Annotated in this window: 15 protein-coding genes; 2 read left to right on the top strand and 13 right to left on the bottom strand. The window is 55.4% G+C overall.

Features of this window, described 5'->3' with window-relative positions; genetic code table 11:
• Positions 1-23: 23 nt before the first annotated feature.
• From K0I31_RS13250 to K0I31_RS13275, 6 genes are all read right to left on the bottom strand, one after another.
• Positions 24-710 carry a helix-turn-helix transcriptional regulator gene (locus K0I31_RS13250; protein ID WP_220078685.1) on the bottom strand — a complete coding sequence of 229 codons (687 nt, stop codon included), beginning with the start codon at positions 708-710 and terminating at the stop codon, positions 24-26.
• A 100-nt stretch (positions 711-810) separates the two neighbouring features.
• Positions 811-1,269 carry a GyrI-like domain-containing protein gene (locus tag K0I31_RS13255; RefSeq protein ID WP_220078686.1) on the bottom strand — a complete coding sequence of 153 codons (459 nt, stop codon included), beginning with the start codon at positions 1,267-1,269 and terminating at the stop codon, positions 811-813.
• A 129-nt stretch (positions 1,270-1,398) separates the two neighbouring features.
• Positions 1,399-1,833 carry a VOC family protein gene (locus K0I31_RS13260; protein WP_220078687.1) on the bottom strand — a complete coding sequence of 145 codons (435 nt, stop codon included), beginning with the start codon at positions 1,831-1,833 and terminating at the stop codon, positions 1,399-1,401.
• Between the two features lie 287 nt (positions 1,834-2,120).
• Positions 2,121-3,875 (bottom strand): phospho-sugar mutase, encoded by a 1,755-nt coding sequence (locus K0I31_RS13265; protein ID WP_220078688.1) that lies wholly within the window; start codon positions 3,873-3,875, stop codon positions 2,121-2,123.
• A gap of 233 nt (positions 3,876-4,108) precedes the next feature.
• Positions 4,109-5,014 (bottom strand): GGDEF domain-containing protein, encoded by a 906-nt coding sequence (locus tag K0I31_RS13270; protein WP_220042881.1) that lies wholly within the window; start codon positions 5,012-5,014, stop codon positions 4,109-4,111.
• Between the two features lie 87 nt (positions 5,015-5,101).
• Positions 5,102-5,893: a substrate-binding periplasmic protein gene (locus K0I31_RS13275; RefSeq protein WP_258406497.1), complete on the bottom strand. Its 792-nt coding sequence runs from the start codon at positions 5,891-5,893 to the stop codon at positions 5,102-5,104.
• Between the two features lie 378 nt (positions 5,894-6,271).
• Between K0I31_RS13275 and K0I31_RS13280 the strand changes: the two genes are divergently transcribed.
• Positions 6,272-7,135 carry an RluA family pseudouridine synthase gene (locus K0I31_RS13280; RefSeq protein WP_220078690.1) on the top strand — a complete coding sequence of 288 codons (864 nt, stop codon included), beginning with the start codon at positions 6,272-6,274 and terminating at the stop codon, positions 7,133-7,135.
• A gap of 24 nt (positions 7,136-7,159) precedes the next feature.
• On the opposite strand, the gene K0I31_RS13285 is transcribed toward K0I31_RS13280, so the two are convergent.
• The 5 genes from K0I31_RS13285 to K0I31_RS13305 all read right to left on the bottom strand — a co-directional run bounded on the left by K0I31_RS13285 (position 7,160) and on the right by K0I31_RS13305 (position 11,947).
• Positions 7,160-9,145: a monovalent cation:proton antiporter-2 (CPA2) family protein gene (locus K0I31_RS13285; RefSeq protein ID WP_220078691.1), complete on the bottom strand. Its 1,986-nt coding sequence runs from the start codon at positions 9,143-9,145 to the stop codon at positions 7,160-7,162.
• A 5-nt stretch (positions 9,146-9,150) separates the two neighbouring features.
• On the bottom strand, positions 9,151-9,768 hold the full coding sequence (locus tag K0I31_RS13290; RefSeq protein WP_220078692.1) for an NAD(P)H-dependent oxidoreductase: 618 nt from the start codon (positions 9,766-9,768) through the stop codon (positions 9,151-9,153).
• A 200-nt stretch (positions 9,769-9,968) separates the two neighbouring features.
• The gene (locus K0I31_RS13295; protein ID WP_220078693.1) at positions 9,969-10,514 is read right to left on the bottom strand and encodes a GNAT family N-acetyltransferase; all 546 of its coding nucleotides are present in this window, start codon (positions 10,512-10,514) and stop codon (positions 9,969-9,971) included.
• Positions 10,507-11,472, bottom strand: a complete 966-nt coding sequence (gene metA, locus K0I31_RS13300; RefSeq protein ID WP_220078694.1) for a homoserine O-acetyltransferase MetA — start codon at positions 11,470-11,472, stop codon at positions 10,507-10,509. Before metA ends, K0I31_RS13295 begins: the two co-directional genes overlap by 8 nt.
• A 73-nt stretch (positions 11,473-11,545) precedes the next feature.
• The gene (locus K0I31_RS13305) at positions 11,546-11,947 is read right to left on the bottom strand and encodes a YbaY family lipoprotein (RefSeq protein WP_220078695.1); all 402 of its coding nucleotides are present in this window, start codon (positions 11,945-11,947) and stop codon (positions 11,546-11,548) included.
• Positions 11,948-12,065: 118 nt separating this feature from the next.
• On the opposite strand from K0I31_RS13305, the gene K0I31_RS13310 reads away from it, so the two are divergent.
• Positions 12,066-12,836, top strand: a complete 771-nt coding sequence (locus tag K0I31_RS13310) for an SDR family NAD(P)-dependent oxidoreductase (protein WP_220078696.1) — start codon at positions 12,066-12,068, stop codon at positions 12,834-12,836.
• An 83-nt stretch (positions 12,837-12,919) separates the two neighbouring features.
• Here K0I31_RS13310 and ompW read toward each other — a convergent pair whose 3' ends face one another.
• Complete coding sequence (gene ompW / locus K0I31_RS13315) at positions 12,920-13,561, bottom strand: outer membrane protein OmpW (protein WP_011866351.1); 642 nt, start codon at positions 13,559-13,561, stop codon at positions 12,920-12,922.
• Between the two features lie 761 nt (positions 13,562-14,322).
• Positions 14,323-14,532 (bottom strand): hypothetical protein, encoded by a 210-nt coding sequence (locus K0I31_RS13320; RefSeq protein WP_220078697.1) that lies wholly within the window; start codon positions 14,530-14,532, stop codon positions 14,323-14,325.
• Positions 14,533-14,608: the final 76 nt, after the last annotated feature.

Genomic DNA, 14,608 nt, shown 5'->3' on the forward strand with positions numbered 1-14,608 from the left:
TTAAGATACCGATGGTAAGACAGCTAACACTCGCCATGCTGCGCCTGCATCATGGCGATATAATCTGGCATCTCCTGGCCCGGCGTGTGCTGAAAATGGCTGCCAAGGGGCAAGACGCCCACTATGCGATCGACACGAAAGTTACGAAAATCACTGCGCAGCTCGCACCAGGCAAGTAGTGTCCAGACCCCTTGCCAGTAATAGAGCGCGAGGGGGCGAACCTGGCGCTCGCTAGCACTCCGTTTCACGTCTTGATAGCTCAGCAGAATATATTCCCGCTCTCGTGCCGTCCTGCGCAGCAGGTCGAGAAAGGAAAACAGCTGCCCATCACTGTAAAAATCGGGGGCAAACATCAAGGATTGATAGGCCTTGAGTCGCTCGGGCAACACGGCTTCGACCTTGATCATCGCCTGCTTGGCGGCGCTGGCCAGCTCGTGCCCCCCCTGCGCCTGCACCATACGCATGCCCACCTGTATCGCCTCCAACTCCTGTTCGTTAAACATCAGTGGCGGTACATTCACCTCCTGGCGCAGCAGATAGCCAACGCCGGCCTCCCCTTCGATGGGGATCCCCGACAGGCAGAGATCCTGAATATCCCGGTAGATGGTACGGCTAGAGACCTCGAGTCGCTCCGCCAGCTGTTTGGCCGTGGTGAGGCGTCTGTGTCTGAGAATTTGTACGATTTGAAATAGGCGATCGGCGCGGCGCATGACTTACCTGAATTGGCCGCCCCTTGGACGGCCCGTGGTGATTATGACTGGACCTTGCTAAATCTAGGCTTAACTAGACGTTGGCTAGACCTCTACCTATCTAAACTTCGACGTGGACGCCGATATAGATATCGACGCTGTCAGGCTCGGCGTAACACTCAAAATCGGTCAGATACTGGCGACGATAGGGGCAATCGGGGCGCTGAAAATAGGCCCAGATCTGCTGCCAGAGTGAAATCACCGCCAGGGGCATCTCTCCTGTGGCGCTGAAACAGAGGTAGTTACCGCCCTCTAAGGTGAGCGGCGTTAACTTGTCGTCATGCTCTATGGTGCCCGCCTCGACCGCCGTCATCAGGCTATAGTCGCCATCCATGTCGCTGGCATAGTCGTAATAGACCCCATACACAGGCAACTTACCGAAGATCTGCTCGCCATACTGCCCCATGAAGGCCTGCCACAGGGGAGCGATTTGTTGCGTCGCCGCTTCAGACTCGGCTCGATTGTTGGTACGAACACTCATGCCGACCAGTGACTTGGGGGCGAGGTTTATCGTCTTCATCTCAATTCCTTCTGTTATATCCTTTACATAGCTTGCTTTAATAGCTTGAATTACATAGCTTGCAAGCGCCGCGGCGCTTGCGTTTACCCTATCGTGCCAGAACTTTAAATGCGCTGGGACATGAGTCCACTAGCCTTTCAGACTCGGTGCCCAGAGGCCGACGCGATTGCCTTCGCTATCGACGATGACGCAGCTATAGCCGCACTCCCCTTCCTTGATAGCCATGGCAGGCAAAGCGATTTCGACATCATTTTGCTCCAACCTTTCAACCAGGGGGGCCAGGTGATCGCTAAGGTGTAGATAGAGAATGCTTCCGGCTCCACTTAGGCGCATCATATCATGTTTTACCAGGGCGATGCTGGCCGCCTGGGGTGCCTCAGTCTCTAGTATGGCCATCTCCATGCCAAACATCTGCTCATCGCGAAAACGCACCCCGAACTGAGTCTGATAGAAGGCCTTGGCCCGCGCCATATCCTCGACGGCGATCTCGCCCCAGACTAAAGGTGCCTGTTGTAAAGGCGCCTGGTGTAAAGGTGCCTGGTTTAACACTTGTTGCTCTTGCATCTTGCTCTCCTTAATCGGCCGAATGCGACGCTCAACCCTGAGCGTCTCCCTCACTCGGTCAGCAAGAAGAGCTTAACGCCCCCCTACTGACAGCCTAGTGTCAGTAGGCTGTCAATCGGTTAGCAAACCATGACTCGCCTCCTAGCTTTAGACTTTAGACTTTAGGCTTTAGGCTTTAGGCTTTAGGCTTTAGACTTTAGGCTTTAGGCTTTAGGCTTTAGGCTTTAGGCTTTAGGCTTTAGGCTTTAGGCTTTAGGCTTTAGGCGTTGGGCATTAGGCATTAGGCATTAGGCATTAGGCAAGCCCGCCTGATGCCGGGTGACAAATTCCGCCATGGCGGCCTCGGCGCGGCGCTGCACATCCGCAAGCCCCTCCTGCTCGCCGAAGGGCTCGACCACCTCGTAGTAGCACTTCACCTTAGGCTCTGTGCCCGAGGGGCGCACTATCACCCTGGCGTTGCCTTGCAGACGATAGATGAGCACGTCGCTGCGAGGCAGGTCTATTGTCTCTTCGCGGCCATCGGCAAAACGGCGCACGCCCAGGCTGATGTCATCCACAGACACCAGGGCCCTACCGGCAATCTTACTGGGGTTGAGCGCCCTTAGCTGCTCGCCTATGGTGGGCGCACCTGGCTCACCGCTGAGGGCGATACTCACCTGACGGTTGAGATAATAGCCATATTGACGATAGATGGTCTCTAGCCTGTCCCACAGAGTCTCCCCCTTGGCAGCCAGCTCAGCAGTGAGCTGCACGAAGGCGACCAAGGCTGAGAGACCATCCTTATCCCACACCATGCTGCCGACGGTGTAGCCGAGCGCCTCTTCGTAGGCGAACAGGAAGCGATTCTCCTGAGTCTGTTTGCTCATGCCAACATTGGTCAGCCACTTAAAGCCTGTGAGTGTGGTCTCGCAGCGGGCGCCGCATGCCTCACTGATGCGGGTCAGCAGGCTGGAGGAGACTATGGTGCAGCAAAGCAGTCGCTGATCATCACTGGCGTGGGAGAGCAGGTAGTGGCCCAGCAAGACCCCCACCTGATCCCCGGTCAGCATCTGATAGGCCTCAGAGGCCAGCATCTCTGACGTGGCAGCGGGTTTACGCACCGCCACCGCGAAACGGTCGGCGTCTGGATCGTTGGCACAGGCCAGCATGGCACCATGCTTGTGAGCCTCGGCCATCACCAGATCCATGGCGCCTGCCTCTTCAGGGTTGGGGAAGTTCACCGTGGGGAAGTCACCGTCTGGCTCACGCTGGGCCGCGACCGAATAGACCTGTGTAACCCCGATATCCTTAAGCAGCGTCTCGGCCATCTCGGCGCCGACCCCATGCATGGCGGTGTAGGCCAGGCTCACCAGCTCGGGACGGGAGGGGCTTTGCAGCACCTCTGCGTTTAACACGCCCTGACGATAGGCCTGATAGTAATCCTCCTCGAGCATCACCAGCTTACCAGTCTCCAGTGCCGTTTCCAGCGGCAACATATCCACCGGCGAGTTGGCCGCCAGCTCGATACGCGCCGCGATGCCGGTATCATGGGGCGGAATGATCTGCGCGCCATTACCCCAGTAAACCTTATAGCCATTGTACTGCGGCGGGTTATGACTGGCGGTCACCACTATGCCGGCAGCCGCCCCCAGATGCAGAACGCCGAATGCCACCAGAGGGGTCGGCGCCACCTTGCTGGTGAGGAACACCTTGAAACCCGCAGCGGTGAGCACGCTGGCGGCGTCCTCGGCAAACTGCTTGGAGTCGTGACGGCCATCGTAGCCGATGACAACGCCGCGACTCACTGCATTTTCTACCTGAGCCTTGAGGTATTCGGCGACCCCCTTGGAGGTCTGCTGTACCACCAGACGGTTCATCCGCATGGGACCTGCGCCCACCACGCCGCGAATGCCCGCAGTACCGAAGGTGAGACGGCCGGCAAATCTTGCGGCCAGCTCCTCCTGCGCCCCCTGATCGACCAGGGCCTGGATCTCGGCGCGACTCTTGGCGTCGCTATCGAGACTCAACCAATGTTTTATCCTTGCCTGTATCTGTGTTTGCATAATGCCTCCGCTGCACCAGTTTCCCTTAACAGTATGTCTGCCTGAAGGGGTTAACAAGTGAATTTGCATTAAAGATTCATTATATAAACTATAGAAGAAACACCCGGATGCCCCAATTGAGGTGACCTGTTTCTAGTGCCGATTTAGCTATCAAAGAGGCGGCCTGCCCCTAGATGGTCGCCAGCGCCAGAATGAGCGCGTCGATAGCGGAGGTAAAACGGCTTAGCGAAAGCCTAAGGAATATAGCTCAGCTGATTCTTACCCTGATCTTTCGCCTGATACAGGGCCATATCGGCGCGCCTTAGGGTATCCTGGTAGGAGGTATCGCCCACCTTGATCCCCGTCATCCCCAAGCTGATGGTGGCCAGCAGCTCATCCTCGGCCAGGGCAGATAAGGCGCGATTGAAGCTCTGATGCAGCGCCTCGACCATGGCCATCGCCTGAGTCGGCAGCAGACCCGGCAAGACCACCACAAACTCATCACCACCGAAGCGGTAGGCATAGTCTGTCTTACGGAACTCGCGGCGGCAGATCTCGGCCACGGCCAGGATGTTCTCATCCCCCTTGTGGTGGCCCTTGGCGTCGTTGATCTGTTTCAGGTTATCGATATCCAGCATCAATATAGTGGTTGGCATCCCCTGCTCGCTGAAGTTGTCGAAATGCAGGGCAAAGTCACGCTCGAGACGGCGACGATTATAAAGGCCGGTCAGCTGATCCGTATCGCTCAGTTCCCTGAGCCTTAACTCCAGCTCGTGGCGTTTAGAGATATTACTGGCGACCCAGAGCACCACCTCTTCGCCGTCGACGCGAAAATCCAGCGCCTGAATTCGTCCCTCGAACCAGATAGGCTCCACCGGCCCCTCGTCGGGCAACCCCTTCACATCCTTGTTGCTCAGCTCATACTCTTCGATCAGCAGGCGGCGGGTCGAGAGTGCCCTGTCAATGGTTTGCAGAAACCAGGCGGCCTTGGCGGGCTTGATCACCTCATGGAGGTAGGCACCTATGAGGCCACGACCATCGTGATAGTAGCGCGCATCGCTGCCGCCGAAGACGGCCACATATTTGCCGCTACTGGACAAAATAAACGCGGGATCCGGCAGTGCCTCAAGCACGGCGACCATCTGCTCATTTGCGATCATAACCACCCCATCAATGCAGCCTGACTCACTCTCATTACACCCTATTTGACGCCAAATAGACAAGAATAGCCAGACAAATCAATATACTTAATCGAACCACAATTCAGGTTCGCTGAGCAGGTTCTTACTGGTCTGCGACAAGAATGGGTTATCCAGGCGAAACACACGTCGCTCGGTCAGCCTAGCCCGCCCCAACATACCTTCTGTAATAGCATGATGATAAAAAAGTTCATCGAAGCTGCCATCGCTCAACGCCGCGCGCAGGCCATATTCGATCCGCTCTGCCAGCGCCAGATTATCAGGGCTAACAAAGAAATAGAGGGGCGCGGGATAGACGATGACGAACTGAGTATCCACCATCAGGTTTGGTCTGTCGGCAATCTCGTCCCAAGGCTCATGGAGTGCCCGCAGGAAATAGTCGAAGCGGCCCTTCTCCAGCATGGTCAACAGGCTGTGGGCCGCGCCCCTGACCAAGGTAAAGCCTTGGCGCTGCAAGATATCGCTGTCTGGCCAGTCGCTGCCCTGGCCAACGGGGATCCTCTGGAGCGCTTCAATCTGGGTGATGTTGGCGAAACGGGTCTCATCTTCGGTGCGTATGATGGCGATACGATGGCCCATCAGCCCCTTGAGCAGGGGAAAGTAAACCGCGCGCAGCTGACGCTCCCGGCTGATGCTGGTCATGGTCCACACCACATCCAGCTTGCCCTGCTCCACCAGCTTGATGGTGCGCCCCTGGGGCATATCCATCTCCACCGGCAACAGGCGATAGTCGCCATATTGATCTTGACTCTTCTCCAGGGACAGGCGTAGCAGGTCAATATAGTAACTCTGTTTGGGATCGACGAAATGGGTCGACAGGTTGTAGCGCACCTCGGTCACCTCGGCCCGCGCTACAGTTGCCGTTATGAGACAGGTAGTTATGAGACAAGCAGTAAACAAGCAAGCTTTTCTCAGACAAACGAATGTCTTGCACACCTTCGCACTTTGCACCATGTCGCTCCTCCCTGATCCCCACAGCCTTGAGTATAGCAGTCGATGCAGAGGTAGAGAGCAGAGGGAGAGAACAGAGGGAAAGAGCCGAGAGCAGAACTTAACCAATGACAACATGGCCAAGCGTCGGGCGCCGCAAAAGGGGAAAAATAGTGTAAACTGACGGGGTTTTTCGCCCAAGAGCTCTCTAGCACGTAAAGATAAGCCGTAAAGATAAGCCGTAAAAGATAAACCGCAAAAGATAAGCACCTAGAAGATAAGCCTGCCATGCAACCAGACTCCAAGCTAAACCCTATCGAACATCATCTCAAGGTCAGCCAGACAGAGACGGACGCCTGCACCCTGCTGGCCGGGGCGAGCCAGCTTTCCAAGCAGGAGATTAAACAGGCGATGGCCAAGGGCGCCGTGTGGCTCACAAGGGGCAAATATACCCAGCGTCTGCGCCGAGCCAAGAAACCGCTTAAGCTTGGGGATCAGCTGCACCTCTACTACAACCCTAAGGTGCTGGCTCAGCAGGTAGAGGATGCCCAGCTGATTCTGGATAAGGGCGAATACAGTATCTGGTACAAGCCCTACGCCATGTTGTGTCAGGGCTCAAAATGGAGCGATCACACCACCATCAACCGCTTCGTCGAGACTCATCTCACACCGCAGCGCCCCGCCTTTATCATCCACCGTCTGGACAGGGCGGCCACGGGATTGGTGATCATCGGCCACAGCAAGACAACCACGGCGGCGCTCGCGGCTCAGTTCGAGCATCGCGAGCTGGATAAACAGTACAGGGTGATCGTCAAGGGGGAGTTTCCCAAGGCCACGCGCACCATCACCACTGAGGTGGACGGAAAGCCGGCGTGCTCCCACGCCAGCCTGGTGGAATACGACAGCGAGCTGGATATGTCCCTGGTGCAGGTAAAGATAGAGACGGGCCGCAAGCATCAGATCCGCATCCACATGGCCAGCATAGGCTTTCCCGTGGTGGGTGACAGACAACATGGCGGCGCCGAAACGGGCGATGTGAATCTGCAGCTCACCGCCTGCTTTTTGGATTTCACCTGCCCCCTAAGCAAGCAGCCGCTGCATGTGGCACTCCCCGAGGCGCTGCAGCCCAGCCTGGCAGCGCTTAAGGCTTAATGACTCTTAAGGCTCGAGTGTTGATTAAGGCTTGAGCTGCTCATCACCAGGCGATGGCAAAGGTTCTTCGACACGCTTGACGGTCAGGGGCTCATCGCCGTCCAGTAGCTCGTCATAGCCCTTGGGCGGCGGCGTCCAACCCCGCTCGCTCATGGCATACTTGTCGTTTCTATCCCTGGCCATGGCGGCCTTAATGGTCTCTTCCAGCTCGATAAACAGCTTGCGATAGTTGTTATCGAATCGCTCACCGCTGCTGTCATCTTTCCAGGCGCCATAGAGCATATCGGAGCTGCGCTTCTCGATGCGCTTGAAGGTGTTCTTCTGCTGCTCCACATGGAAGGGATGAAAGCCGAGACACTTCATGGCGTCGGCTCCCAGCTCAAGGGCCGAAAGCAGGGTCTCCTTCTGGATGAAGTCGGCGCCGGCATCCCGCAGCAGATAGGCATGACCGCGGTCGAACGCCCGGGCAAGCACCTTAACCTTGGGATAGGTATGCTTAACATACTTCACCAGCTCCACCGCGCTGTCGCGATTATCCATGGCCACCACCAACAGGGAGGCTTCCTCTATCCCCGCCGTATGCAGCAGGTCCGGGCGGGTCGCATCGCCAAAATAACTCTTCACATTGATGCGCCGCAGCATATCCACCTGGCTAATCTGATGATCCAGCACCACAGTCTTGATGCCATTGGCGCTCAGCAGGCGATTGATCACCTGCCCGAAGCGGCCGACGCCCGCGATGATCACGCTGCCGTGCTCATCTATGGTGTCTGCCTCGCGATCTGCCTTGGCGCTACGATACCTGGGCTCAATAAAACGCTCAAACAGAATAAACAGCCCTGGGGTGAGCATCATGCTTAGGGCCACCACCAATGAGAGCTTCTGCGCCAGCTCACTTGGCAGCACATGATTTTGCACGGTAAAACTGAGCAGCACGAAACCAAACTCCCCCGCCTGGGCCAGACTGAGGGCGAACAGCCAGCGATCACTTTTGCCTATCTTGAACACTGGGGTGATCAGCAAGAGCACCAAGGCCTTAAGCACTATGATCCCCAGGGTCAGTCCCAGGATGAGGCCGAGATCCTGCCACAGTATGCCAAAATCGATACCGGCACCGACTGTGATGAAGAAGAGCCCCAACAGCAGCCCCTTGAAGGGGTCGATATTGGACTCAAGTTCATGGCGAAACTCACTGTTGGCCAACACCACGCCCGCCAAAAAGGTGCCCAGGGCCGGCGAAAGCCCCACCAGGCTCATCAGGGCCGCGATGCCAATCACCAACATCAAGGCGGTGGCGGTAAAAATTTCCCTCACCCCGGATGAGGCCACGAAACGAAACAGGGGACGGCTCAGGTAGTGACCGCCCACCACTAAGATGGCGATAGCCGCGACGATCACTATGGCGTAGGCCCAGGGCGGCAAGCCGGCCACCAGACTTATCTCTTCATGCTGGGTCGCCACCTGAGTCGCCGCCTGCTGCACCTGCTCCACCAGCTCGGGCAGTGCCAACAATGGGATAAAGGCCAGCATGGGGATCACGGCGATATCTTGAAACAGCAACACAGAGAAGGCGTTGCGGCCACCATCGGTGCGATTGAGTCCCTTCTCGTTGAAGGTCTGCAACACGATCGCCGTCGATGAGAGCGCGAAGATAAGGCCTATGGTAAAGGCGATGCTCCACTGCACCTCGAAATAGAGCGCAATGGCCGCCACGGCGGCCGTGGTCAGCGTAAGCTGCAACCCACCCAGGCCCATCAGGCTGGTCCGCATGGCCCACAGCATCTTAGGTTCGAGCTCCAGTCCCACCACAAACAGCATCATCACCACGCCGAACTCGGCAAAGTGCTGAATGACTGAGGTCTCCTCCCCCACCAGACCGATCACAGGCCCTATCACCACCCCGGCGATCAGGTAGCCAAGCACCGACCCCAGGCCAAAACGTCTGGCCAGGGGCACGGCGATCACGGCGGCGACCAGATAGATAAAGGCTTGCAGGAAATAGTTGGTCATGGCGCTTACCCGGTGATGATCTGATCAAGATGACCGTTTAACTTCTCAAGCTTGGCAGCCAGACGACGATTGAGCTTACCCGCTACCAGTGCGGTGAGCAGCTCGCGCCACTCCTCGAGGTGCTGCGCCATCAGGCCATCTTCGACGGCGGTGCGGGCACCAAACAGGGCAAACGGCGGCAGATAACGCATACCAGTAAGGCTGGCGGTTTGCTCCAGCGGCGCCAGCAGTTGTTTCAGGGTGAAATGATTGTAACCCTCGGCCTGATAGGCCTCCTCCTTGCCCCCGGCCGTGATGGCGCAGAAGAAGCGTTTACCCTTGAGTGCATTGCCATCCGTGCCATAGGCAAAGCCATATTCCAGCACCAGGTCTTGCCACTCCTTCAGGATGGCGGGCGTGGAATACCAATAGAGGGGAAACTGAAAGATCACCACATCATGGGCCAGCAGGCGCTGCTGCTCGCGCTCGATGTCGATATCAAATTCGGGATACTCGCCATAGAGATCCACAGTGGTGACACCGGGTATCGTCTTGGCCAGTTCAAACAGGGGCAGATTAACTTCAGATCTATGTTGGGAAGGATGCGCCAATAACAGGAGTACGGCTTGTTGTGGCTCTGACATGAGGATCCATTCTCGAGGGTGACGCGTCGGGTGAATACCGGGCGCTAGGTCTAGATAAAATAGCGCCTAACACCTTGTTCTTCAAGCGCAGCCAGCGCGACTCTGGGCAATTTTTCCCGTTTAGCCTGTTATGTGCCAGGTCTGTTATTTACAAGGGCGGTTATGTGCCAGAGCTGCTACGCCCCGAGAGCCTAGCAAGGTTATTCGGGGGTGCGGTAGAGATACAGACTAACCCCGTCATCCTCGTAGCAGTCTATCCGCTCCATGCCCGCCTTCTCCAGCACCCGGCTGGAGGCGACGTTCTCCACTACCACCTCGGCGTATACACAGGCTATGCCTAATGTCTCTCTGGCGTAATGCAGGCAGGCAATCACGCCCTCGGTGGCCAGCCCCTTGCCCCAATACTCGGGCAACATGCGATAGCCGATATCCACCCCGCCCTGTCCGCGGTTGAGCAGCGGCTCATGCTTGACGCCGCAGAAGCCGATCAGCTCATTGCTCTGCTTATGGATCAGCGCGTAACGGGCATAGCCTGGGTCGCGATAACCTGCGAGCCAATACTTCTCTATGACATGCCTGGCATCATCTAGGCTCTTGACCGCATCCTCATCGCCGGTATAACGCACCACCTCAGGATGAGAGGAGAAACGATACACCGCCTCGGCATCTTGCAGCACAAACTGGCGCATGATGAGCCTGGGCGTCTCTATCAGAGTTGGCGCTGCGCCCGTATCCGCTTTAGTCATTATCCTCAGTATCCTTGTACTCATGCTCCCAGGGGGTGATGGCGCTCATGTCATGGAGATCATAGGGTGTCAGCTGGTAGACATAGTAGTTTAGCCAGTTGCTGACCAGCAGGCTGCCATGACCATGCCAGCGGGCGACTGGCGCTTGGCTGGGATCATCGCCGCGAAAATAGTTTTTCGGCACACTCGGGTTAAGGCCTTCGGCGAGATCCCGCAGATACTCATCCTTCAGGGTGGATTTCTGATATTCGGGATGACCCATCACAAACAGGTTGCGATTGTTGCGGCTCAGTACCAGATAGGCGCCCGCCTCGTCGGACTCGGCCAGCACCTGCAGCTCCTTGTGAGCCTTGAGATCGGCCACCTCCATCTCGGCAAAGCGAGAATGAGGCGCGAAGAACTCATCGTCAAACCCCCGCAGCAGCGGAAAATGTTTATGGGTGCGCTGATGATTAAACACCCCGGAGCGCTTGGTCGAGAGCAGCTTACGCTGCAGGCCATAGAGGTGATACAGGGCAGCATGGGCCGCCCAGCAGAGAAACAACACAGAGGTCACATGGTGCTGGGACCAGTCGATGATCTCGCGAATATGATCCCAGTAGGTTACCTCTTCAAACTCTATCTGCCCCAGCGGCGCGCCCGTAATGATCAGGCCATCGTAATTCTTATGGCGCACCGCCTCGAAATCACGATAGAAGTTGTTCATATGATCGATTGAGGTGTGCTTGGAGACCTTGTCGTGGATGCGCAGCAGATCCACATCCACCTGCAAGGGGGTATTACCCAGGAGGCGAAGCAGCTGAGTCTCAGTCTCTATCTTGTTTGGCATCAGATTGAGGATCAGCACCTTCATGGGTCTGATATCCTGATTGGCCGCCCGGGTCTCGGACATGACAAAGATATTTTCTGATTCGAGAATTTCCGCCGCTGGCAGATTATCGGGAATTTTTACCGGCATACCGCGCCTCTTTCGACCTGGTTAACAGAGCCCCACAACTGGCTAGGTGTCGCAAGCGGCGCGGTGTCTCACCTTAACCGCCGACGCGCTGCACTAGCACAGAGATAGGCGCACTATCGCCTAAATCTATGGGGTAGGATTGAGTATTGATGAACATCAGCTTGCCATCCAGGGTGATCTTGGCGCCCACACTATAGGTGTGTCCCGCCTCGAACTGATCCCTTGGGATGACAAAACCAAAAGGTGCCGGTGTGGTCACGTCGTCGCGCTCGAAGGCCGCTAACACCACGGCAGGCACATCCATCTTAGACACGTCCTGGATCTGCACCGACAACACAGCCTGGGGTGGTAAGGCGATTCGCTCCTTAAACCAAACCTCCCCCTGGATCTCCACGCTGGCATTAGGGGTTGCACAAGCTGTCAACAGGCCCGCACTCATCGCCACTGCCGCTAGGGGTTTTAACCATCTGTTCATACTCTTGCTCCTAATCATACATCAAGACTTCTGGATGTCCATATGTCTATACTATAAATCTTGTTCTCTATCAGAGATCTTCATATCATAGGCGAACCATTTATTGAGAAATAGCCTCATGTCTCAAGCTACTGCAATAATTGTGGGCGCCAGCTCACTCGTTAGTCGTGAAATTGCCAAACAACTTGCCGAGCAAGGCGTCGAACTGGCCCTGCTGGCACAAGATACCGAATCCCTTAAGGAATTTTCCCATTCTCTGTCCACCCAGGTCAGCCTGCATGAGCTGGCGATAGAGAGACCAAAGGATATTATCGCCACTCTGAAAAGCGTCTGGCAGCAACTGGGCGGCGCCCATCTGGTGATCGTTAATACCGGCCTCAATGGCTACGACGCCTCGCTTCCCTGGCAACTGGAACAGGATATCATTACCGTCAATGTGCAGGGCTATAGCGCCATATGCAATACGGCATTCAGACTATTTGTCGATCAGGGTTATGGCCAGCTCGCGGCCATCAACTCCATCGCCGGACTGAGGGGCGGCCCCAGCGTGGCCTATCATGCCTCCAAGGCCTATGCCAGCAGCTATCTCGAAGGACTGAGCATGCATGCCCAGCGCCTCAAGCTACCGATCACCATTAGCGATCTTCAACTTGGTCTGCTTGACAAGGCGGCCATGCAGCAGAGCCGTCTCTGGCTATCACCACCCCATGAGGTGGCGCGCCAGGCACTCAAGGCGATGCAGAAAGGCAAACGCCGCGCCTATATCACCAAGCGTTGGCGTCTGGTGGCCTGGTTAACCAAGCTGCTGCCTGAATTTATCTACAACACCCGTCACTGGCGCACCAAGGAAGAGCGCAAGGCGGCCAGAGCGGCCAAGAAGGCGCAATAGGCCAAAGAAAGCAGAAAGTTAAAAAGCAGATATGAAAAAAGGAGCCGATTGGCTCCTTTTTTTATTTTCGATATTTAGCGAGATTAGAAGGTGTAACCTACGCTCACCATGTAAACCCAAGGGTCGATATCGGTTTCGATGCTAACCGCTTGGCCGGCAAGCTTGAAGTTCACATCGGTATTGATCTTGGCGTACCACACTGAGGCGTTAACCAACCAGTTCTTGTTCACTTGGTAGTCGATACCCGCTTGCGCCGCTAAGCCCCAAGAGTTGCTTAGGCTAAGGTCGGTCAATGCACCATCGAGGTCATTGGTAAATTCACTGTCGAAGAAGTTAGTGAAGTTCACACCGGCACCGATATAAGGACGCAGCTTAGAATCGGCCGAACCAAAGTAATACTGAGCCACTAAGGTAGGTGGCAGGTGCTTGGTCTCGGCAATCTTACCAACGCCTTTTAGCGATACGTCATGGCTAAAAGGGGTAGCGGCCAACAACTCGATACCAATGTTATCGGTCAGCATGTAACCGAAGTTCAGACCCAGCTGCGTATTGCTGCTGATGTTGAATTCGCCAAAACCAGCAACGTCTTCGCTCGACTCATTAGGGGCAACAACAACACCACCGGCACGAACGATGATGTCACCAGCTTGGTGAGCAGAAGCGGCAAATCCAGTAGACAGTAGGGCGGCAGCGATCAGACCTGAAACGATAGTTTTTTTCATCATACTACTCCATTAATACAACAGTTAACGTTGTTTTTATTATCAAAATCCTTACATTTGCGCGTATCCTGCCAGATAGGCACCAAGAAGTTCTTGATCCAAATCAATAAGCTAGAGTAATACCCCTTTTTGTATAGCCTGGCGCGATCCAGATCACAGCAAATAAACAAATATTGACAATACCCCTTTAATTTTCGTGACCCATATCCGCATCGATCACTAGTTGATCAACCAAACCGATCTCGGCCAAATTAGATTGCTAACAAGCTGATAACACGATGTGAAATGGCGCTACATTTAAGCATACGCCTCTTAAAAAAGCGCAGAGGGAAACTCAGCAAACGGGAGAAGTGAGCAAGCGATACCGGCCTATAGAAGAACCGCGCACTTGGCAGATATGAGTGCAGGGGCTAGCGCATCAAGCTGACTGGGCAACTCTGATAAGCCGGGGCAACTTTGATAAGCCTGGGGCGGCGCAAGGAATATGACGTTAGGAATACGGCGCTAGAAATAAGAAACTAATAACAAGAGGCGCCTGCTTTCGCAGCTCCGAGATGGCAAAGCTAAGGTGACACTTATTAGATGACACACTCTAGATGCCAAGCTCAAGAAGCCACGCTCGAAATGCCAAGCTCGAGATAACACGCTTGAGATGCCACTATCTAGATGACACGCAAAAGATAACTAACCCCAGATAACAATCCCTAGCTGAGCCCCCTGAGAGAACAGGCTTGAGACGGCAAACTTGAACTGACTAGACTCGGCTAACTCGCCGAAGAGATGGCGAGTGTGAGACACAGCATCGCCAGGCTGAGCAGTACCAGGCTGGCAAACAGGGGCTCCTGAGCATCAGGATGTTGCCAACTAGCATGTTGCGAACTATTACGCTGCTCACGCTTGTCTTGAGATCCAGCGCCCTGCTCTTCGGCGCCGGGCAAGCTACCTATGAGATGATGACTGCCGATAAACTGCATCTACTCTTCCTTGATTTGTTATTGTTATCACTTCACCATATTGGATAAAATATATTTAATCAAGGTTCATCTGAGG

This window comes from Shewanella spartinae (assembly GCF_019457555.1).
Taxonomy (GTDB): domain Bacteria; phylum Pseudomonadota; class Gammaproteobacteria; order Enterobacterales; family Shewanellaceae; genus Shewanella; species Shewanella loihica.